Genomic DNA, 21602 nt, shown 5'->3' on the forward strand with positions numbered 1-21602 from the left:
ATCGAGATGGACGTAAAGTGTGGTCAGGAGGGTGTTGAGGTCTGTTTTCACACACTGGGCTTAACACCCTCCGCCTGCGATTAACAGCATCCACGCCGCCCGAACCAATCGGACTCACTCATCTAGGATTGAGACATGCCCCGCAGCAACCGACCTCGTCGACGCGGGGCCGGCGACGACGACGACGACACCGAGCTCGACCTCAGCCGCATCCTCACTGGTGGTCGCCGTATCGAACATCGCCGCAGTGGTTCCTGGAACGTGCAGTCCGTGTCGCCCGCTCAGGCGGTCAAAGAGTATGTGTGCCCCGGATGCTCATTGCCGGTTCTTGCGGGAACGGCCCACATCGTCGCGTGGCGCGCTGATGGCCTGATGGGCGAGGCGAGCGACCTCGCCGGCCGCCGCCACTGGCACAGCCACTGCTGGAAGATCGGAAACTGACCGTGAGCACCATAGACATCCGCAGCACGACCGTGCTTCCTGCCATTCGCGAAGACATCGTGCTGCACACCGACGACGGGTTCGGTCTCGTCGGAGAACTGGCTCTCCCCGAATCGGCAGATCCGGTCGCCACTCTCGTGACGCTTCATCCACTGCCTACGGGTGGTGGATTCATGGACTCGCACATTTTGCGCAAGGCCGCCAACCGGCTCCCCGCCCTCGCAGACCTTGCGGTGTTGCGCTTCAACACCCGCGGTACGTCGTCGCCTCGGGGCACAAGCGAGGGCGCCTTCGACCATGGCGTGGCGGAGCGCTGGGATGTGAAGGCCGCGATGGCCTTCGTCGCCGAGCGCTCGCTCCCTCATCCGTGGCTTGTCGGGTGGTCGTTCGGAACTGAACTGGCACTCAAGTACGGCATCGAGCACACCGTCGACGGAGTCATCCTGCTGTCGCCGCCACTGCACCGCACCTCCGAAGAGGAGTTGGCGGCGTGGAACGACGTCGACGTGCCGGTCGTCGCGCTCATCCCCGAGCTCGACGACTACCTGCGCCCTCCCGAGGCGACGGCCCGGTTCGCGGCGGCGCCGAACATCGAGCTGGTTGCTGTGGAGGGCGGCAAGCATCTCTGGGTCGGCGAATCGCAGACGCGCAGAGTTCTCAGCGAGATCGTGGCCCGGGTGAACCCGGCCGTGCTTCCGCTGCCCGACACATACGAGGTCTGAGCGGCGGTTACCGTTCGTTTTGAATGGGAATGACCACCTGTTTGATGATCAGGAGCAGTGAAGCTGCGACCGGGATTGCGACGAGTGCACCCAGAATGCCGAGCAGAGTGCCGCCGGCCAGGGCCGCAATCACCACGACCGCGCCGGGAACGGAGACGGCGCGGTTCATGATGTTCGGGCTCAGCAGGTAGGCCTCCACCTGCATGTAGATCAGATAGTAGATGGCGGCCGCGATGAAGGTCGGCAGCGACCCGAGCCCGGGGATAAGGCAGACCAGCGCAATGATTATCGAGCCCGAGAGCGTTCCGACGAGCGGGATCAACGACAGCATGCCGGCCAGGAACGCCAAAACCGCGGGGAACGGCGCCTGGATGATCGACAGGTACACATAGCTGAGCACGAAGTTGATGGCGCCGAGCGAGAGCTGGCCGACAACGTAGCGACCCACGGCGTCGGTGATCTGCTCGCTGAGATCGGCGAAGCGTTCGCGTCGGGAGGCCGGGACGAGTCGGTACAGCGCACGCTTGATCGAGTTGAGTGATGCCGTGAAATACAGGGTGAGAATCAGCACGACGATGGTGCCGAACACGCCGTTCGCAATGCTGGCGCCGACCGCCAGGGCGCCGCTCGCGATGATCGAGTAGTTGCCGACGTCGGTGAGGTACTTGGTCGCCTGATCGATCACGGCCTGTACATCGAAGCCGCCGAGCTGATTCGATAGATCCGATACCCACGTACCCTGTTGTGCTCTGCCGACCAGCACGGGCACGATATCGAACAGCTGGCCGAGCTGGTCGACGATGATGGGCACGACGGCGAAGACGAGTCCGGCGATGATGCCCGCGACCGCGACGAAGACCACGATGATGGCCAGCCAGCGGGGCAGCTTCTTCTTCTCGAGCCACGAGATCACCGGATCGAGGCCGAGGGCGATGAAGATGGCCGCGCCGATGTAGGTCAGGATCGTGGCGAGCGACTCGATCGACGTGAGAATCAGGATGCCGACACCGACGCCGAGCGTGCCGACGAGTCCCAGGGTGAATGCGTTGTGGATCTTCACGAAACCTGCCTGCTCAAAGCTGTCGGATGTCGCCGGTGGAGTGTCCCGAATTCTATCGAGTGAGACGTGCTCGGGGCTGGCACCTCGCTCAGCCGCGCCACAGCCAGTCTCGAGCCTGCGCTCATGGGCCGGCCCCACCCTATAGCTCGTGCGCTCCTCAAATACTGACAGCCTGCCTCGATGGTGGGGCCAGCCGTGGCGGTTCCGAACCGGACTCGTCGTCGTCCTGGTCGTATCTGCTTCTCTTATGGTGTGGAACCTGGCGAAGGGCGGAGACGCATCGTTCTACGAGGCGTCGGCGCGCTCGATGTCCGAGTCGTGGCACGCGATGCTCTTCGGTGCTTTCGACCCCGCGAGCACCGTCACCCTCGACAAGCTCAGCGGTTTCGCGGTGCCGCAAGCGTTGAGCATCCGGCTGTTCGGGATGTCGACCTCGGCGCTCGCTTTGCCGCAGGTGCTCGAGGGGCTGGTTACCGTGTGGTGCTGCTCTGTGATCGGCCTCAGGTGGGCGGGTCCCGGCGCGGGGCTCATAGCCGCAGCCGCTGCGGCAACCACACCGATCTTCGTGTCGATGTTCGCTCATCCGATGGAAGACGGCCTCGTCACCATGGCTCTCACGGTGGCGCTGTTGTTCTTTCAGCGTGCACTGTTGACCGCGCGATGGTGGCCGCTACTCGTCGCCGCGCTGTTCGTCGGCGTAGGGTTTCAAGCCAAGATGATGCAGGCTTGGTTCATCCTGCCTGCTTTCGTCATCGGCTGCCTGCTGTGGATGCAGGGTGGTTGGCTGCGTCGCCTCTGGCGGTCCGCGGTCGTATCGGCGACAGCCGTGGCCGCGTCGCTCGTGTGGGTGATCGTACTTCAACTCACGCCCGCCGACGACCGCCCCTATATCGACGGCTCCACGAACAACAACGCCTTCGCCATGGTCTTCGGCTACAACGGTGTCGACCGGCTACTGCCGCACGCCGTGCCGGGGGCCGTAGGCGGTTCCGGCGCACACGCGCTGGCAGCCCCCGTTCTCTTCGCGTCGCCCTCGGACCTCTCTGCGGCGGGAGCCTCTCTGACGAAGCTGATCGATCCGCTGTACGTCACGCAGGTGGGTTGGCTGTACCCCATAGCGATTGCCGCGATCGTGTTCGGGCTGATCTATTGGTGGCCGAGACGCGCCGCCACGCCGTCGGCTTCGTTCGCCATGCTCGGCGTCGTGGCCGTCTGGCTGATCACCGCCACGGCTGTTCTCTCGGTGGCCCATACCCCGCACACGGCCTATGTCGCAGCCATCGGCACTCAGCTCGCGATGCTGGCTGCCGTGGGATGGAAACAGGCCGTTCGACTACTACGCGCACCCAGCCGTCGAACGCGCCTCGCGGTCTGCGCCGTTCTGCTCGTGCAAGGCGTCTGGTCGGTGTTCCTCGCGATCGAGGGCGCGCTGCCTCCGGTCCTCGCCGTGCCCATGGCGGCTGTCTGCGGCGCGTGTTGTGTCGCGCTCGCGGCAACCGGATGGCGCAGTCGTTCGCGCCCCTCCATCGCGGCGCCGCGTCACGAACGCGTCAGGGCGACGGCTGTTCCTCTTCTCGCCGCTGCGCTGATTCTGAGCGGGCCGACAGCATTCTCGTTGCAGGTCGTCGATCCGGCCCGAAGCGGCAGTGGGGGCGACGCGTACGTGGGCATCAAACCGACCGGCACCGAAACGAATCCGCCTTCGTTCCGCCCATCCTTGCCCCAACTGTGGGGAGGCTCGGCCACCCTCTCGCCGCAGGTGGCCGATCTCGTCAAGGCAGCGCGCGAGGCGGGTGGAGGGGTGAACGGTGCACCGGATTTTGTCACAGACTCGTGGGCGCTTGCCGCGCAGGTGATCGATGCGACTGGCGACAGTGTGCTGACCGATGGTGGCTACTCGGGAACCGTCCCCGTGTTCACAGAGCCGCAGCTCGAGCAGATGATCGCCTCGGGTGCCGCTCACGTCTTGGCGGTGAAGCAGCATGCGCCGACCACCGACCCGGTCGAAGAGATCGTCCAGAATTCCACATGCACCCGGCTCGGTACTTTTACGACCGGCATCGCCGTGGCCGGGCCGAAATCTGGCTCTGTCGTGCTCTGGGACTGCGGCTGAAAGCGAGGTCGAGCGTGCACTGGGCGTACCCTGAGTGCAGCGCCAGGGTTGATCGGCTATCTTTTAATGTCTTTGTCTGGAGTAATCTGTGCGCTTTGTATTCGCGATCATCGCCTTCGTCGTTGCGACGGCCCTCATCGGTGTAGGTGTTGCCCAACGCACCTTCCTCCTGCCTCCGGGAAGTGTGAGCGTGGCGACCGCGGGTGCGACCGACCAGCCCTATGTGCTGCTCGACTCCGACACGCTTCGGGCGAATCCCGGTTCTCAGACCGTTTCGCTCAGTGGTGACTCCACCGTCTTCGTCGCCTACGGCCGCGACGCCGACGTCAAGGCCTGGCTGAGCGGCTCGAGCTACTCCCAGCTCGCCGTGGATGACGAATCCAAGAAGCTGACCGAGGCGGTCGTTCCGGCCGATCCGGCCGGCGCAAAAAACGTTGCCAGCGGGTCCGCCGATCCGGCCGGCAGCGACCTCTGGCTTGAGCAGTACACGGGCGACAAGTCGCTCACGCGCACCATCAATGTGCCCGCCGGCTACTCGGCGATCATCGCGTCGAACGGCACCGATCCGGCGCCCGCCGACATCACCGTCGCATGGCCGATCGACAATTCGACCCCCTGGGCCGTGCCGCTTCTGCTGGCGGGCGCCTCCGTGCTCCTTGTCGGCCTGGCCCTTCTGCTCTGGGGTCTGTGGCACATGAGACGTCAGCAGGGGCCTCGACGCAAGCCGCCCACAGGAACACCTCGACGCCGGTTCTCGCCGGCCCGAACCAACGCGATCGAATCGGGAATGTCGAAACGACGCAAGGCCATCACCCGCTCGATGACCGCGGTGCTGCCCACGCTGCTTATTGCAGCGCTGGGCGCGGGGGCACCTCTCGCCGCATCGGCGAGCACGGTCACACCGACACCGCGACCCAGCTCCACCGTCGGATCGGATACGGGCTCGACGAGCGAACCGTCGAACACGCAGACCGACACCCCCACGCCTACTCCGACTCCCACGAGCACGGCTCCCGCGGCGGAGACCGTCCTCCCAGCCGTCACGGAGCAGCAGGCACAGACGATCATCGAGCGCGTCATCGCGGTCGAGAGCGCGGCCAACGCAACATTCGACAGCAACGCTCTCGACGCCCGATTCACCGGTCCGGCGCTCGAACTTCGCAAGGCCGCGTACGCCATTCACGCGGCGCTCCCGGACTATGCGCTGCCCGCCGCCGTTCCGTCGGGAACCGCCGAGGTCGTCCTTCCTCAGGCGACCACAGTGTGGCCGAAGACGGTCTTTACGATCATCGAGAACGAAGACAAAACCGTCGCCCCGCTCGCCGTCACGCTGGTGCAGGAGTCGGCGCGCGCCAACTACAAGGTCGAGTACGCGATCTCGCTCGAACCCGACACCACGCTCCCGCCGGTCTCTGCAGCAAGCGTCGGTGCGTCGCGCCTCGCTCCAGACTCGAAGCTCCTGTCGATGACACCCGACGCCGTCGAGGCGGCCTACGCCGACATCCTCGCTCAAGGCTCCGCAAGCCCGTCGTTCGGCCAGATCGACACTGACGGAGACACACTTCTCACGAGCGTCGGCTCCGATTACAAGGCCACCAAGAAGGCGAAGATCGAGGAGACCGGTACGGCCACGATCGAGTTCGCGAAGGTTCCGGCCATCTCCGATGGAATCGCGCTCGCGACGAACGACTCGGGTGCGATCCTGTCGTTCAACCTTCGTGAGTCCGAGGTGGTCAAGCCCACCCAGACGGGAGCGACCATCACGCCGGAGGGTGCCGTCAAGGCGCTGTCGGGGCTCTCGGCCACAGGCAAGGGCGTCGAGTCGACCTACGACTACCAGCTGCTGTTCTACATCCCGTCCGCGGGTGATGCGGGCAAACCGACGCTGCTCGGATTCACCCAGGGCCTCGTACAAGCCAAGGAGCTTCCATGAGTTCGGTTCCCCCTTCCGCTGCCAGCCTTCGGGGTGCTGTCGATCTGTCGTCGCTGGTCAACCGACCCGCGCCCGGAGCCGCGGCCGCTCAGGCCGGTGCTGCTCCAACAGCAGCGGGTGCACCCGTGCCGCTGCCCAGCCTCGTGATCGAGGGAACCGACGCGGCCTTCAGTGCCTTCATCGAACTGTCGAACACGGTTCCCGTCGTGGTCGTGGTCGGTGCGTCATACAACGAGCCGAGCGGCCAGCTCGACACCATCCTGCGCGGCCTGACCGCGGAGTATGCGGGTCGCTTCGTTCTCGTCACGGTCGAGGCCGATGCCAATCCGCAGTTGGCTCAGGCTTTCCAGGCCCAGACGCTTCCCACGGTCGCCGCTGTCGTCGGCGGTCGGCCCATCGGGCTCTTCGCCGGTGTCCACCCGGTCGAGCAGGTGCGCGACGTGATCGAGCAGGTGCTCGAGCTCGCCGCGCAGCAGGGCGTCACAGGAACCGCGGTCGTCGACGGTGCGCCTGAAGGCGAGCAGTCGGAGCCCGTGGAGGCACCGCTGCCCCCTCACCACGCCGAGGCTTACGATGCGATCGCACGCGGAGACTTCGACGAGGCCATTCGCGAATACGAGCTGGCCATCAAGCAAGACCCCCGCGACAGCCTCGCGGTCGCAGGCCTCGCCCAGGTGAGCCTGCTGGCGCGGCTGAAAGACAAGACACAGGCCGAGATTCGCAACAACGCCGCAGCGCGGCCGACAGAGCTTGAGCCCCAGCTGCTGGTCGCCGACCTCGATCTGTCGGGCGGACACGTCGAAGACGCTTTCGACCGGCTGTTGACGCTCTTCCCGACGCTCGACCAAGACGGCAAGAACACTGTTCGGGCGCGTCTGATCGAGCTCTTCGAGGTCGCCGGAATCGACGACCCTCGCGTAGTCAAGGCCCGCGCCCGCCTCACGGGGCTTCTCTACTAGATCGTTCCCTGGGCCTGTCGAAGGGCTTCTTCGACAGGCCTAGGGAACGACGCGTTCTACTTACGCGGCTTGAGGTACAGCGCCGCCAGGGGAGGCAGGGTCAGCTCGACCGACGCCTGCCGTCCCGACCACGGCACGTCCTCGGCCTCGACGGAGCCGAAGTTGCCCACTCCCGATCCGCCGTACTCCACGGCGTCGGTGTTGATCAGCTCATCCCAGGTGCCTGCGGAGGGCAGACCGACCCGGTAGGGCCCCACGGGCGCGCCCGAGAAGTTCATCAGCACGGCGATCGGGTTGCCATCGTTATCCCAGCGCAGGAACGACACGAGGTTCTGATTCGACGATCCTCCGTCGATGAACTCGAAGCCCGAGGAGTCGTGATCGCGCTGCCAGAGCGCAGGGTTGTCGGCGTAGACCCGGTTGAGCTGAGCCACCAGCCCCAGCAGAGCCCGGTGAACGGGCTGGTCGAGAATCCACCAGTCGAGTCCACGTTCCTCAGACCATTCCGACGGCTGCCCGAATTCCTGGCCCATGAAGAGCAGCTGCTTGCCGGGGTGGGCCCACATAAACGCGAGGTAGGCGCGCAGGTTCGCGAGCTTCTGCCAATGGTCGCCGGGCATCTTGTGCAGTAGCGATCCCTTGCCGTGCACGACCTCGTCGTGGCTTATAGGGAGGATGAAGTTCTCGCTGAACGCGTAGACGAACGAGAACGTGATCTCGCCGTGGTGGTACGAGCGGTAAAGGGGATCGGTCTCCATGTACTGCAGTGAGTCATGCATCCAGCCCATGTTCCATTTGAGCCCGAAACCGAGCCCGCCCTGGTTCGTGGCGTGTGTGACTCCGGGCCAGCTGGTCGACTCCTCGGCGATCATGATGACGCCGGGGTAGAGCTTGTAGGCCGTCGCCGTCGCCTCCTGCAGGAAGCTGATGGCTTCGAGGTTCTCGCGCCCGCCGTACTGGTTGGGCAGCCACTCGCCCTCCTTGCGGGAGTAGTCGAGATAGAGCATGCTCGCCACGGCGTCGACCCTCAGGCCATCGACGTGGAACTGCTCGAGCCAGTAGAGCGCATTCGCAACGAGAAAGTTGCGCACCTGCGAGTCGCCGAAGTTGAACACGAGCGTGCCCCAGTCGGGCTGCTCGCCCCGGCGCGGGTCGGGGTGCTCGTACAGGGGCTGGCCGTCGAAGTTGGCCAGCGCGAACTCGTCTTTGGGGAAGTGCCCGGGAACCCAGTCGACGAGCACGCCGATGCCGGCCTGGTGCAGGCGGTCGATGAGGTAGCGCAGGTCGTCAGGATGCCCGAATCGCGACGTCGGTGCGTAGTACGACGTGACCTGGTATCCCCAGGACCCGCCGAACGGGTGCTCGGCGAGCGGCATGAACTCCACATGCGTGAAGCCGAGCTCCTTCATGTAGTCGATCAGCTGGTCGGCGAGCTCGCGATAGGAGAGTCCGGGGCGCCAGGATCCGATATGCATTTCGTAGACGCTCATGGGGCCGGAATGCGGATCGGTCGACGCGCGCCGTGACATCCATTCGTCGTCGCCCCAGGCGTGGGCCGACTGGCCGATGACCGACGCGGTGAGCGGCGGAATCTCGGTGTAGCGGGCCATCGGGTCTGCGCGCCTGACCCAGTGGCCGGACTGCGAGAGGATCTCGAACTTGTAGTTGCTGCCCGGCTCGAGGCCGGGCACGAACAGCTCCCAGACCCCCGAACTGCCGAGGCTGCGCAGCGAGTGCTTCAGGCCGTCCCACGAGTTGAAGTCGCCGATGACGCGCACCGCCTGGGCGTGCGGTGCCCAGACCGCGAACGAGGTGCCCGCGACCTCTTCGTCGACGCCGTGCCATGAACGGTAGTGGGCGCCCAGCACATCCCACAGGCGCTCGTGCCGACCTTCGCCGATGAGGTGGATATCGACATCGCCGAGGGTGGGGGAGAAGCGGTAGGAGTCGTCGCTGGCCCACACGGTGCCGTCGTCGTAGCGTGCCTCGATCGTGTAGTCGCTGAGGCCGGTGAGCGTGTAGCCCTGCCAGATGCCACCGTGCAGATGCGTGAGCTCGGTGCGCGCGCCGGATGCCAGCACCGCGACCACGGATTTGGCCAGGGGCCGCAGGGTGCGGATAACGGTGACCCCGTCTGCGCCCGCGCCCTCGATGGGGTGCTGGCCGAGCACTCCGTGGGGGTTGTAGTAGGAGCCCGCCGCGACCTTGTCGAGCACGTCGCTGGGAACGTCGGGAATGGAGAGCACGGATGCTCCGTCGAGAGTGGACATCAGTGAGCCGCCTTGTCTGCACCGTTCGGGTGCGTTTCGGGCCAGGTCCCATCGACCGGCTCCACGTGAAGAATGTGCACGGGCTCGGTGAATGCGTCGAGCCGCACGAAGTTGTGGCTCACACCCCAGATCCACGATGCCCCGGTGATGAGGTCGGTGACCCGGAACTGCTCGACGCCGGGCAGGCCAAACTTCGACACATCGAAGTGCACGCTGGTCTCGCGCACGGAGTGCGGATCGACATTGGCCACGATGAGAATGGCGTCGGGCGTGCCCGTGCTGCTGAATTCGGCGGCGATGTACTTCGAATACACGAGGATCGCGTCGTCATCGCTCCAGTGCAGTTCGAGGTTGCGCAGTTGCCGCAGCGCGGGGTGCTCACGCCGGATCTCGTTGAGCCTCGTGATGTACGGCGCGATCGACTGGCCGGTCTGCTCTGCCAGGGCGAAGTCGCGGGGGCGGTACTCGTACTTCTCGTTGTCGAGGTTCTCCTCCGCACCGGGGCGGGCGACGTTCTCGATCAGCTCGTAGCCCGAGTACATGGCCCACGTGGGCGCGGCTGTCGCGGCGATCGCGGCCCGGATCTTGTAGGCCGCCCGCCCGCCGAACTGCAGGTACTGCGTGAGGATGTCGGGGGTGTTGACCCAGAGGTTCGGCCGGAAGAATGCGTCGGTCTCGTGCGACAAGCCGGTGAGGAACTCCTCGAGCTCCTCTTTCGTGTTGCGCCAGGTGAAGTAGGTGTACGACTGCTGGTAGCCGACCTTCGCCAGGCCCTGCATGATCGCGGGGCGTGTGAAGGCTTCGGCCAGGAACACGACCTCGGGGAACTCCGCGTTGATCGTGTGGATCACGTACTCCCAGAAGTCGAGCGGCTTGGTGTGCGGGTTGTCGACACGGAAGATGCGCACCCCGAGCTTGATCCAGTAACGCAGCAGTCGCAGCGTCTCACGCCGGATGCCCTTCGGGTCGTTGTCGAAGTTGATCGGATAGATGTCTTGATATTTCTTCGGCGGGTTCTCCGCGTAGGCGATCGATCCGTCGGGCAGCGTGGTGAACCACTCGGGATGCTCGGTGACCCACGGGTGGTCGGGCGAGGCCTGGAGGGCGAAGTCGAGCGCGACCTCGAGTCCGGCCTTCGCCGCCTGCTTCAAGAAATAGGTGAAATCGGCGACCGTTCCGAGGTCGGGGTGGATGGCGTCGTGTCCGCCTGCCGCACCGCCGATGGCCCAGGGCGACCCGGGGTCGTGCGGGCCGGCATCCAGCGAGTTGTTGGGGCCCTTGCGGAACGACCGGCCGATCGGGTGGATGGGCGGCATGTAGAGCACGTCGAACCCCATGGCCGCAACCGCGGGCAGGCGCTTGGCGGCGGTGCGGAACGTGCCGCTCGTCCAGCTTCCGTCTGCGTTCTTCTTTGCTCCGATAGAACGGGGGAAGAACTCGTACCAGGACCCCGATCCGGCGCGCTCGCGCTCGACAGTGATCTCGCGCCACTCGGAGAAGGTCGTGAGACTCTCGAACGGGCGGTCGGCGAGGGCGTCGAGCACGGCGGCGCTCGTCGCCACGGCCAGACGCTCGACCGGGTCGATCGACGAGTCGCCCAATGTATTGGCCACCTTGCCGAAGAGCACACGCTGCGCATCGGGGCGCGTCGCATCCACCCTGCCTGCCTCGAACAGCTCGCGGCCGATGGCCAGGGTCACATCGACGTCGAGGCCCGCGGGCAGCTTGATCGACGCCGTGTGCTGCCAGGTCGCGAAGTCGTCGGAGTAGGCGCGGATGCGGAACCGCCACAGGCCCTCCTCGCCGAGCTGCTCCAGTGCGCCGTAGCGGTCGGTGCCCGGTTCGAGAGGAAAGAGCAGTCTTTCGCTGCGCTGACCCGACGGACCGGCCACCTCGACCCGTGCTCCGACGGCGTCGTGGCCCTCGCGGAACACCACGGCGCCGAACGGCACAACCTCGCCGGCGAAGGCCTTGGGAAGCCATCGTTGGCCGGGAACGCTGGGAAAGATGTCGAGGATCGGGATGCGCCCGAGTCCGGAGTCGGAGAGGGTCGGCTGCTTGGGTGCTTGCGTCTTTGCCACGGTTCGACCGTACCAAGAAAGGTCAAACGTTCGCGGGGGATTATGGAAACGGTTCCCGGTCGTTTATGCGCGCAAAGCGGCGCTGTCCTAGGCTGGGCGAAGCCTGGCCCACGGCGTCCGCCGCGGTGCGCGAGATGAGTGGCGGTGGCGCGCCGATGTGGAGAATTTTTCGTGAAGGCGATCAGGAGATTCACCGTTCGATCCGTGCTGCCGGAACGTCTGGGAGCGGTCGGTGAACTGGCATCCAATCTTCGTTGGTCGTGGCATGAGCCCACCCGCCAGTTGTTCTCCCGTATCTCGCCCGACGACTGGCAGCAGACCGGATGCGACCCGATCGCGCTCCTCGGAGCCGTCAGCCCCGAGCGACTCGAGGAGCTCTCGCACGACGAAGGTTTTGTCGCCTGGGCGAACAGCCTGCGCGACGACTTGAACCGTTATCTCGCCGAGCCCCGCTGGTACCAGCAGCTCGAGGGCGAGAAGCCGAACAGCATCGCCTATTTCTCGGCCGAGTTCGGCATCGCGGCCGCTCTCCCGCAATACTCCGGCGGACTCGGAATCCTTGCCGGAGACCACCTGAAGGCCGCGAGCGACCTGGGCGTGCCCCTGACGGGCGTCGGACTCTTCTATCGCGCCGGATACTTCAGCCAGGCCATCTCGCGTGACGGCTGGCAGCAGGAGAGCTACCCCGTGCTCGACCCCGACGGCCTGCCCCTCACCGTGCTCAGGCTCGCCGACGGGTCGGCGGCCCACATCGCTCTCGCCCTTCCCGACGGTCGCGCCCTCTTTGCCCGCATCTGGCAGGCCCAGGTAGGTCGCGTGCGCCTGCTGCTGCTCGACACCGACATTCCCGAGAACGCCGAAGACCTGCGCGGCATCACCGATCGCCTCTACGGCGGCGGCGGCGAGCACCGCCTGCTGCAGGAGCTGCTGCTCGGCATCGGGGGAGTGCGGGCGCTCAAGCTGGCAGCCGAGCTTCGGGATGTGCCGGAGCCCGAGGTCTTCCACGCCAACGAGGGGCATGCCGGCTTCCAGGGGCTCGAGCGCATCTCGCGCCTCATCGGAGACGGACTCACCTTCGACGCCGCATTGCAGGTCGTGCGCGCCGGCACGGTCTTTACAACGCATACCCCCGTTCCCGCGGGCATCGACAGGTTCGAGCGCACGCTCATCGAGCGGTACTTCGGAGGAGACCTTCTGCCCGGCCTCACTGTCGACGACATCCTGCACCTGGGAGCCGAGGACTACGACGGCGGATCGCCCGACGTCTTCAACATGGCCGTTATGGGCCTGCGCCTCGCGCAGCGGGCGAACGGGGTCTCCGAGTTGCACGGCGCGGTGAGCCGCGGCATGTTCCAGGGGCTCTGGAAGGGCTTCGACGTCGACGACGTTCCGATCACCTCCGTGACGAACGGCGTGCATGCCGCGACCTGGACCGATCCGCTGCTGCAGGAGCTGGCGAGTTCGAAGCTCGGCACCTCCGACACCACCCACGCCGACTGGAACAGCGCCGACGTCAGCGACAGCGACCTCTGGGCCGTGCGCGGCGACATGCGTCGCCAGCTCGTGCACGACGCGCGTCGCCGCGTGACCGAGGCGTTCGAGCAGCAGAACCCGGGCTCGATCGCGCCGGCCTGGTACCAGACCCTGCTCGATCCCGCCGTGCTCACCATTGGATTCGCGAGGCGGGTGCCCACCTACAAGCGCCTCACGCTGATGCTGCACGACCCCGCGCGGCTCAAGTCGATCCTGCTCAACCCGCAGCGCCCCATCCAGCTGGTCATCGCGGGCAAGTCGCATCCGGCCGACGAAGAGGGCAAGCGGCTCATCCAGAGGCTCGTGCAGTTCGCTTCGGACCCCGAGGTGCGTCACCGCATCGTCTTCCTGCCGAACTACGACATCGGCATGGCGCAGCTGCTCTACCCGGGCACCGACGTGTGGCTGAACAACCCGCTGCGCCCGCTCGAGGCGTGCGGAACATCCGGAATGAAGGCCGCGCTCAACGGCGGACTCAATCTGTCGATTCTCGACGGATGGTGGAACGAGTACTACGACGGCGAGAACGGCTGGGCGATTCCCACTGCCGACGGTGCGAGCACGCCGGAGGAACGCGACGCCATTGAGGCCGGCGCCCTCTATGACCTGATGGAGCACCAGGTCGCGACCCGTTTCTACGACCGCAACGCCGACGGCATCCCCGAGCGGTGGATGGCCTCGGTGCGGCACACGCTGTCGACCCTGTCACCCAGCCTGTCGGCCGAGCGGATGGTGCGCGAATACACCGAGCGCCTCTACACGAAGGCCGCGGCTGCCGAGAGGACCATGTCGGCGAGGGACCACGAGGCGGCGCGCGAGCTGTCGGCGTTCAAAGAGCGGATGACCGCGCACTGGCCAAAGGTACAGGTCGTGCATGTGGAATCGGGTGGGCTCGACGACACCCCGCAGGTCGGCGACTCACTGCACCTGCGCGCGCAGGTGCAGCTAGACGGGATCAGCGCCGACGACGTGGCCGTCGAGGTCGTATACGGCCAGGCGGGAACGAGCGATGAGCTGCGTGACGTTGCCACGTTCGCGCTGTCGCCGTCGACCGCGTCAGGGGCGGATGCGACGGGCGTGGTTCTCTTCGAGGGAACCCTGGCTCTGTCGAGAGCCGGCGCGTTCGGCTATACCGTGCGTGTGGTGCCGAAGCACGCCCACCTGGCCTCACCGGCCGAACTGGGCCTCATCGCGACGGCCCACTGACGCTGCTTCCGGCGCCAATTCCACCCTAGAAATGTACGGAATATTGCCGTACATTGATCCAATGGCTACTACTACCAAAAGCGAACGTCTTGAGCTGCGCCTCACCGCTGACCAGAAGCAAAACATCGAGCAGGCTGCGGCAATTTCTGGCCGTTCCGTGACGGAATTTTCCGTGCCACTTCTGGTCGAGGAGGCCGGGGAAGTCATCCGTCAGGAGAGGCAACTGCGGATGTCCAAGCAGGCTTGGGACTCTTTCAACGCAATATTGGATGAGCCCGCCAAATCTGTGGCCGGACTCGCTGACCTTCTCCGCCGTCCAGCCGTCTTCAGCGAGTGACTTCACTCTTACGGCCTCGGCCTATTAGCGCAGGGGACGACTGCTCATCATTCACATGTGGAGAAAATCCGCTGGATGAGTGGGTGCGGTCGCGGGCGCTCAAGAATGACCTGACGGGCGCATCCCGCACTTTTGTGAGCGTGGACTCCGATACTGGACTGGTCGCGGGCTATTACTGCCTGTCTGCCAGTTCGCTCGCCCGGGAGGAGGCGACGTCGAATCTGCGTCGCAACATGCCAGACCCGATTCCGGTGATCCTCATAGGGCGGCTGGCTGTCGACGAGCGGTTCCAGGGGCTTGGCCTGGGGTTCTCCCTGCTACAGGAGGCGCTGCGCAAAGGGTACGAGGTTTCGCGCGTGATCGGTGCCAGAGCGTTTGTGGTGCATGCGATCAGTGAAAGCGCAGAAAAGTTCTATCTCAAGTTCGGATTTACCCTCGTGCCCGAAAGTGCGCGCGTGATGTACATCACCATGGCCGACGCCGAGGCGACGATCTCCGAACTCGCCTCGTAGAACAGACTGACGGCAGTCAGTTCGCTCTGAAGAGGCGAAGTGACGAGGGTGACATCTCTATCTCGGTGCCGGGTTCGTAGGTGGGTCCCTCCTCGGGATTCGGGGCGTCGTCGCCCGAATTCCAGAGTTCGGTGTACGAGACCACACCCAGATGCACGGGCAGGGTCACGGTGACGGGCGCCTCGACGCCGTGGATCACGAGCAGGATGCGGTTGAACTCCTCGTGCTCGGGCGTCGACGCCGCCATGTACTGCAGGGTACGGTTCTCCGCCGAGTTCCAGTCGTAGACCGACATCGACCTGCCGTCCGCGTCGTACCAGTCCATCTGGCTGGCGCTCGGGGTCGTCTCGCCGAAGATCCCGAATCTGACAGGGCGCAGTGCCGGGTTCTCGCGCCTCAGCTTCAACAGGTGCTGGGTCGTCTTCCAATGATCCTTCTGCCAACGGCGCCTGTCCCAGCTCAGCCACGTCAGTTCGCTGTCGTGGCAGTACGCGTTGTTGTTGCCCTTTTGGCTGCGACCGAACTCGTCGCCGGCCGTGATGAGGGGGACTCCGGCCGATAACAGGAGAGTGCCCATGAGATTGCGCATCGCCTGGCGGCGCGAGGCCTCGATCGGTCGTGACGACGTGGGCCCCTCTATGCCGTGGTTGAACGACATGTTGTTGTCGGTGCCGTCGCGGTTCGACTCGCCATTGCCCACGTTGTGCTTCGAGTCGTACGCGGTGAGATCCGCCATCGTGAAACCGTCGTGCGCGGTGATGAAGTTGATCGACGCCAGCGGACCGCGGTGCTGCGCGAACGTGTTCGACGATCCCGCAAGGCGGGTTGCGAGCATTCCCACCCCGTCGCCCGGGTTGCCGTGCTCGCGGATCGAGCGGATGTCGCGCAACCAGAACTTGCGCATCCGGTCGCGATAACGGTCGTTCCACTCCGACCAGCCGTCGGGAAAGTTGCCGGTCTGCCATCCGCCCATACCGACATCCCACGGCTCGGCGATCATCTTCACGTTCTGCAACAGAGGATCGGAGACGATCTGGGTGAGCAGCGGATGCTGCGGGTCGTAATAGTGGTCGGCGTTGCGGCCCAGGGTTGCGGCGAGATCGAAGCGGAACCCGTCGACCTGAACCTCGTTTGCCCAGAACCGCAGGGAGTCGAGGATCATGCGCGAGACGGCCGGGGTGGCGGTGTTGATGCTGTTGCCGCATCCGGTGACGTCGATGTAGGTGCCGGCGGATGTCTGCCGGTAGTAGCCGGCGTTGTCTATGCCTCGGAAGCTTGTGGTCGGACCTTCGGGCCCCTCCTCTGCCGTGTGGTTGTACACGACATCCATCAGCACCTCGATGCCGGCCTCGTGCAGAAGCTTGACCATGCCCTTGAACTCGCGCAGGTTCGCACTCGGTCCCTGTGCCTGTGCCGCTTTCGAGGCGTACAGCGCGTGCGGGCTGAAGAATCCGAGGGTGTTGTACCCCCAGTAGTTGCGCAGGCCTTGCTTGATGAGCCGCTGTTCCGAGACGAAGGACTGCACGGGAAGAAGTTGCACGGCCGTGACACCGAGATTCTTCAGGTAGCCGATGGTTGTCTCGTGGGCGAGGCCGGCGTAGGTTCCGCGCAGCTCCTCGGGAATGCGCGGGTTGAGTTCGGACAGACCCTTGAGGTGCGCCTCGTAGATGACCGAGTGGTCGAGCGGTGTATTCGGCTTCGTGACGCCGGCCCAGTCGAACGACTCGTCGACAACAACGGAGCGCTGCGACCCCGAGCTGAGCCGCTGGATGCCCTTGCCGTACGGATCGAGCAGGAGTCTCGTGGGGTCGAAGCGGTGGGTCGGCCCCTGGGGGCCCGCGACGCGCAGGTTGTAGCGGCGACCGGGAACGAGTTCCCGGGTGCGGCCGAACCACACCCCGTGCCGGTCGCGGGTGAGGTCGACGGTTTTGTAGATCCAGTTCGCGTCCTTGTCGTCGAAGAGGCACAGTTCGACCTTCTCGGCATGCTCCGACCAGACGCGGATCTCGCCTCCGTGGGCGGTGAGGCGAACGCCCATGTTGGCGAGGGGATCAGCGGCAGTCATGCGTCTTAGAGTAGTGATTCAAACGTTTCGAACAGATCACGGAAGGGTTCGTCGTGCCTGTCTACCTCGACCATGCGGCCACCACACCGATGCTCCCCGATGCGCGAGACGCGTACATCGAGGCGCTCAGCGTCGTCGGCAACCCCGCGTCGATCCACAGTCAGGGGCAACAAGCCAGGCGGATGCTCGAGGAAGCCCGCGAGAATGTCGCCGCCAGCGTGTCGGCCGACCCGGTCGAGGTCGTCTTCACCTCGGGCGGCACGGAGTCGGTGAACCTTGGAATCAAGGGCCTGTTCTGGAAGCGCCAGGAGGAGACGCCGCGACGTCGCATCCTGGTTCCCGGAGGCGAGCACCACGCGACGATCGACGCCGTCGAGTGGCTCGCCGCGCACGACGGCGCCGAGATCGAGTGGCTGCCGATCGACTCGCTCGGCCGGCTGCATCCGCACACCCTGCGCGAGGCGATCGAGCGCGATCCTGAGTCTGTCGCCCTGCTCTCCGTTCTCTGGGCCAACAACGAGGTCGGCACGATTCAACCCGTGGCGCAGCTTGTGGCAGTTGCCGCGGAGTTCGACATTCCGACGCACGTCGACGCCATCTCGGCGTTCGGATATCTGTCGCTCGACTTCCACGCCGCGGGCGCCGCCGCCATGAGTATCTCGGCGCACAAGATCGGCGGGCCGGTCGGCGTGGGCGCGCTCCTTCTCTCACGCTCCGCCGAGGTCGTTCCTCTCTTCCACGGCGGCAGCCAGCAGCGAGGACGCAGCGGAACGCAGGATGTCGCCGGCGCCGTATCGTTCGGCGTCGCCGCGCGCCGCGCCTCCGCCGAGGTCGTCGCACACGCCACTGAGCTTCGCGTTCTTCGAGACCGGCTCGTCGAGAACCTGCGGCTGGCCGTGCCCGAGGCCGTGCTGCAAGGTGATCCGGATGCCGCGGGCCGGCTCCCCGGCAACGCCCACTTCACCTTCCCCGGCTGCGAGGGCGACTCGCTTCTCTTCCTGCTCGATGTGGCGGGGCTGTCGGTCTCCACGGGATCCGCGTGCCAGGCCGGCGTTCCCGAGGCGTCGCACGTGCTCACCGCGATGGGTCTGAGCGAGGCCGATGCGCGCGGGGCGCTGCGCATGACGCTGGGACACGGAACGACCGAGGCTGACGTCGACGCGCTCGTGGAGGCGTTGCCCACGGCTTTCGCGCAGGCATCGAAGGCAGGCCTCAGTGACCGTGTCGTTCCGCTGGGTCACGCACGCTGATCGTTCTCTACAGGTTGACGGTGGCCACGATTGCGAGGTGATCACTGCCACCGGCGGGAATGACCGTGTTCGAGATCACATCGAGCCCGCGTTGCAGAAAATGATCGAGTCGCGTGACAGGGAACGGCGATGCCGGCCAGGTGAACCCGAACAGGCCGTCGCTCTGATTGGGTTCGGAGAGCTGGGACAGGATCGGCTTGAACGCTCGGTCTGTGGAGGCCGCGTTGAAGTCGCCGACCGCGATCACGCGATCGTTCTCGTCGTTCGGCAGAACGTTGGCGAGGTTCTTCAGCATCTCGTCGCGATCTGCGTGGTCGCCGATGCGAGCCGACGCGGCATGGATGACGTAGATGCTGACGAGTCCCTCGGGCGTCTCTAGGTCGGCGGCGAGCGCGCGCTGCCATCCGAGTCCGAGATCCCAGGGCTGCGCGTTCAGAATGGGGTAGCTGCTCCACAGGCCGACCGTTCCCACCTGATAGGAGTATTCGTAGGTGGCGTCGAGAACCGACGAGATCTCTGTGCGCGACGCGGCATCCATCTCCTGGATCGCGACCACCTGGGCGCCCGTCGCGACCAGGTCGGCGGCCGACGCGGCCCCCGTGCCCGAACTCGCCTCGACGTTCTGACTCGCGACGGTGAGCGTGGTCGCGCTCGCGGGAGGCGCAGTCCACTTCAATGGAATGATCGAGGCGCCGAACATCAGCACCCAGGCCACGAGCGGCACCAACGCGGCGACCCACGGGCGGCCGCGGCGGGCGAAGGCGGCCAGCACGAGCAGAACCGGGATGCCGAGACCCAGCCAGGGCGCGGCCGAGTCGATCACAAGGCCGAGACCGCCCACGTCGGGCACGAGGTTGTGCAACACGATGACGACGGCGAGCACGAGCGACGCGGCCACGACGACAGCGTTGAGCGCGCGTCGACCGGCGGATGATCGACGCTTCGCGGAGGTGGACGCACGGGGCGTCTCAGACAGGAGAGACATCGTGACCCAGTCTGCCGCAGCAGACTGGGGGGGAAGCCTCAGGTCGATTCGAAGTCGAGCGCGGCACCCGGTTAGTCGCACTTTTCCTCATGTTTTGAGTCATTCAAAATAAGGCTATGGTTGGTGCATGACGACAGACGTGACGGATGCCGCGGCCCTGGCCGATAGCATCCGTGCGGCCGGATTGAAGGTGACCGAACCGCGTGTGGCGGTGCTTGCGGCGATCGAACGCGAACCTCACATCGACGCGGGACGCATCTTTCGGTCAATACGGAGTTCGTTGCCCGGAACCAGCGTGCAGGCCGTGCACGGAGTTCTGGCGGCGTTTTCTCAGGCCGGCCTCCTTCGGCGCATCGAACCCGCTCATTCGCCCGCCCTCTACGAGCGGCGCGTCGACGACAACCATCACCACATCGTCTGCTCCGCCTGCGGGGCTGTCGAAGATGTCGACTGCGCGGTCGGGCACAGCCCATGCCTCGTCCCGTCGTCGGCGTCTGGTTTTCAGGTGCAGAGCGCCGAAGTGAACTTCTGGGGTCTCTGTCCTAATTGCCAGACTGCCTAGCAGTGCCAGACCGTATCCTCGTCCTGTCGACCGATCCTCTACAAAGGAGAACCATGTCCACTGATGCTTTCACCACTACCAACTCGGGTGCCCCCGTCGCGAGCGACGAGCACTCGCAGACCGTCGGAGCCGACGGTCCCATCACGCTGCACGACCACTACCTGGTCGAGAAGCTGGCGCAGTTCAACCGCGAGAAGGTTCCGGAGCGCATCGTGCACGCCAAGGGCGGCGGCGCGTTTGGAACGTTTGTCACCACCCACGACGTCTCCGCCTACACACGCGCCAGCCTCTTCCAGCCCGGCGCATCCGTCGACATGCTTGCTCGTTTCTCGACCGTCGCGGGGGAGCAGGGCAGCCCCGACACATGGCGCGACCCGCGCGGCTTCGCCCTGAAGTTCTACACCGATGAGGGCAACTACGACCTCGTCGGCAACAACACCCCCGTCTTCTTCATTCGCGACGGCATCAAGTTCCCCGACTTCATCCACTCGCAGAAGCGTCTGCCGGGCACACACCTGCGCGACCACGACATGCAGTGGGACTTCTGGACCCTCTCGCCCGAGACGGCTCACCAGGTGACGTGGCTCATGGGTGACCGAGGTCTGCCGGCTTCATGGCGACACATGGACGGCTTCGGCTCGCACACCTACCAGTGGATCAACGCCGAGGGCGAGCGCTTCTGGGTCAAGTACCACTTCAAGACCCACCAGGGCATCGAGATCCTCAGCCAGACCGACGCAGACCGCATCGCCGGAGAAGACGCCGATTTCCACATCCGCGATCTCTCCGAGGCGATCAAGCGCGGCGACTACCCGAGCTGGACTCTGAGCGTGCAGATCATGCCCTACGCCGATGCGGCGACCTATCGCTTCAACCCGTTCGACCTCACCAAGGTCTGGCCACACGCCGACTACCCGCTGCACGAGGTCGGAACCATGACGCTGACCCGCAACCCCGAGAACTACTTCGCGCAGATCGAGCAGGCCACGTTCGCGCCGTCGAACTTCGTTCCCGGCATCGCGGCCAGCCCCGACAAGATGCTGCTCGCCCGCATCTTCAGCTACGCCGACGCGCACCGCTACCGCGTGGGCACGAACCACGCGCAGCTGCCCGTGAACGCCGCTGTCTCACCCGTCAACTCCTACTCGAAGGATGGCGCGATGCGCCACGGCTTCAACTCTGAGGAGACCCCGGTCTACGCGCCGAACTCGCACGGAGGCCCGCACGCCGATCCGGCACGCTTCGGCAACGACGCGGGCTGGGAGAGCGACGGCGAGCTCGTGCGCGCCGCGGCGACGCTTCACGCCGACGACGACGACTTCGGCCAGGCCGGCACGCTGGTTCGCGAGGTTCTGGATGACGCGGCGCGCGACCGGCTCGTCGCGAACATCGCGGGTCACGTCTCGAAGGTGACCGACGCCGCGCTCCGCCAGCGCGTGTACCAGTACTGGACGAGCGTGGACGCGACGCTCGGCGCTCGCGTGGCCGCAGCCGTCGAGCCGAGCGCACCTGGCTCGAACGAGCAGCCGGAGGCCGTGGGCATCGGGGAATAGTGCACGTTCCCTGGCCTGCC

Annotated in this window: 16 protein-coding genes; 11 read left to right on the plus strand and 5 right to left on the minus strand. The window is 65.6% G+C overall.

The genetic code is table 11. The features are described from left to right. The first annotated feature begins 135 nt into the window (after window positions 1-135). Both TZ00_RS14570 and TZ00_RS14575 read left to right on the plus strand, forming a co-directional pair. A complete protein-coding gene (locus tag TZ00_RS14570) occupies window positions 136-441 on the plus strand; it encodes a hypothetical protein (protein ID WP_044442810.1) in 306 nt (101 codons plus the stop codon). Window positions 442-452: 11 nt separating this feature from the next. Then, window positions 453-1163, plus strand: a complete 711-nt coding sequence (locus TZ00_RS14575; RefSeq protein ID WP_044443055.1) for an alpha/beta hydrolase — start codon at window positions 453-455, stop codon at window positions 1161-1163. Between the two features lie 7 nt (window positions 1164-1170). Here the strand turns inward: TZ00_RS14575 and TZ00_RS14580 are convergent, their stop codons facing one another. After that, the gene (locus TZ00_RS14580) at window positions 1171-2223 is read right to left on the minus strand and encodes an AI-2E family transporter (RefSeq protein ID WP_044442813.1); all 1053 of its coding nucleotides are present in this window, start codon (window positions 2221-2223) and stop codon (window positions 1171-1173) included. 148 nt (window positions 2224-2371) lie between these two features. Here TZ00_RS14580 and TZ00_RS14585 point away from each other — a divergent pair, with 148 nt between their 5' ends. The 3 genes from TZ00_RS14585 to TZ00_RS14595 all read left to right on the plus strand — a co-directional run bounded on the left by TZ00_RS14585 (window position 2372) and on the right by TZ00_RS14595 (window position 7228). Next, complete coding sequence (locus tag TZ00_RS14585) at window positions 2372-4336, plus strand: ArnT family glycosyltransferase (protein WP_044442815.1); 1965 nt, start codon at window positions 2372-2374, stop codon at window positions 4334-4336. A gap of 88 nt (window positions 4337-4424) precedes the next feature. Then, on the plus strand, window positions 4425-6269 hold the full coding sequence (locus TZ00_RS14590) for a DUF8094 domain-containing protein (protein ID WP_044442817.1): 1845 nt from the start codon (window positions 4425-4427) through the stop codon (window positions 6267-6269). Then, a complete protein-coding gene (locus tag TZ00_RS14595) occupies window positions 6266-7228 on the plus strand; it encodes a tetratricopeptide repeat protein (protein ID WP_044442819.1) in 963 nt (320 codons plus the stop codon). Before TZ00_RS14590 ends, TZ00_RS14595 begins: the two co-directional genes overlap by 4 nt. 56 nt (window positions 7229-7284) lie before the next feature. Here TZ00_RS14595 and glgB read toward each other — a convergent pair whose 3' ends face one another. Continuing rightward, complete coding sequence (glgB, locus tag TZ00_RS14600; RefSeq protein WP_044442821.1) at window positions 7285-9498, minus strand: 1,4-alpha-glucan branching protein GlgB; 2214 nt, start codon at window positions 9496-9498, stop codon at window positions 7285-7287. Beyond that, window positions 9498-11579, minus strand: coding sequence for a maltotransferase domain-containing protein (locus TZ00_RS14605; protein ID WP_084606170.1), 2082 nt, complete (start codon window positions 11577-11579; stop codon window positions 9498-9500). The genes glgB and TZ00_RS14605 overlap by 1 nt, the downstream gene beginning before the upstream one ends. 171 nt (window positions 11580-11750) lie before the next feature. On the opposite strand from TZ00_RS14605, the gene glgP reads away from it, so the two are divergent. The 3 genes from glgP to TZ00_RS14620 all read left to right on the plus strand — a co-directional run bounded on the left by glgP (window position 11751) and on the right by TZ00_RS14620 (window position 15167). Continuing rightward, window positions 11751-14318, plus strand: coding sequence for an alpha-glucan family phosphorylase (glgP, locus tag TZ00_RS14610; RefSeq protein WP_044442823.1), 2568 nt, complete (start codon window positions 11751-11753; stop codon window positions 14316-14318). A gap of 61 nt (window positions 14319-14379) precedes the next feature. Then, window positions 14380-14655 (plus strand): type II toxin-antitoxin system TacA family antitoxin, encoded by a 276-nt coding sequence (locus TZ00_RS14615; RefSeq protein WP_044442825.1) that lies wholly within the window; start codon window positions 14380-14382, stop codon window positions 14653-14655. An 83-nt stretch (window positions 14656-14738) separates the two neighbouring features. Then, a complete protein-coding gene (locus TZ00_RS14620; protein WP_338010795.1) occupies window positions 14739-15167 on the plus strand; it encodes a GNAT family N-acetyltransferase in 429 nt (142 codons plus the stop codon). Between the two features lie 16 nt (window positions 15168-15183). On the opposite strand, the gene glgX is transcribed toward TZ00_RS14620, so the two are convergent. Continuing rightward, a complete protein-coding gene (gene glgX, locus TZ00_RS14625; RefSeq protein ID WP_044442828.1) occupies window positions 15184-17232 on the minus strand; it encodes a glycogen debranching protein GlgX in 2049 nt (682 codons plus the stop codon). A gap of 53 nt (window positions 17233-17285) precedes the next feature. Here glgX and TZ00_RS14630 point away from each other — a divergent pair, with 53 nt between their 5' ends. Continuing rightward, window positions 17286-18482, plus strand: coding sequence for a cysteine desulfurase family protein (locus TZ00_RS14630; RefSeq protein ID WP_084606172.1), 1197 nt, complete (start codon window positions 17286-17288; stop codon window positions 18480-18482). A 7-nt stretch (window positions 18483-18489) separates the two neighbouring features. Here the strand turns inward: TZ00_RS14630 and TZ00_RS14635 are convergent, their stop codons facing one another. After that, window positions 18490-19467, minus strand: coding sequence for an endonuclease/exonuclease/phosphatase family protein (locus TZ00_RS14635; protein ID WP_052521616.1), 978 nt, complete (start codon window positions 19465-19467; stop codon window positions 18490-18492). Between the two features lie 127 nt (window positions 19468-19594). On the opposite strand from TZ00_RS14635, the gene TZ00_RS14640 reads away from it, so the two are divergent. Continuing rightward, complete coding sequence (locus TZ00_RS14640) at window positions 19595-20029, plus strand: Fur family transcriptional regulator (RefSeq protein ID WP_044442830.1); 435 nt, start codon at window positions 19595-19597, stop codon at window positions 20027-20029. Between the two features lie 53 nt (window positions 20030-20082). Then, the gene (locus TZ00_RS14645) at window positions 20083-21582 is read left to right on the plus strand and encodes a catalase (RefSeq protein WP_044442832.1); all 1500 of its coding nucleotides are present in this window, start codon (window positions 20083-20085) and stop codon (window positions 21580-21582) included. Window positions 21583-21602 lie beyond the last annotated feature (20 nt).

This window comes from Agreia bicolorata (assembly GCF_000938265.1).
In the GTDB taxonomy this organism is placed as follows: Bacteria; Actinomycetota; Actinomycetes; order Actinomycetales; family Microbacteriaceae; genus Agreia; species Agreia bicolorata.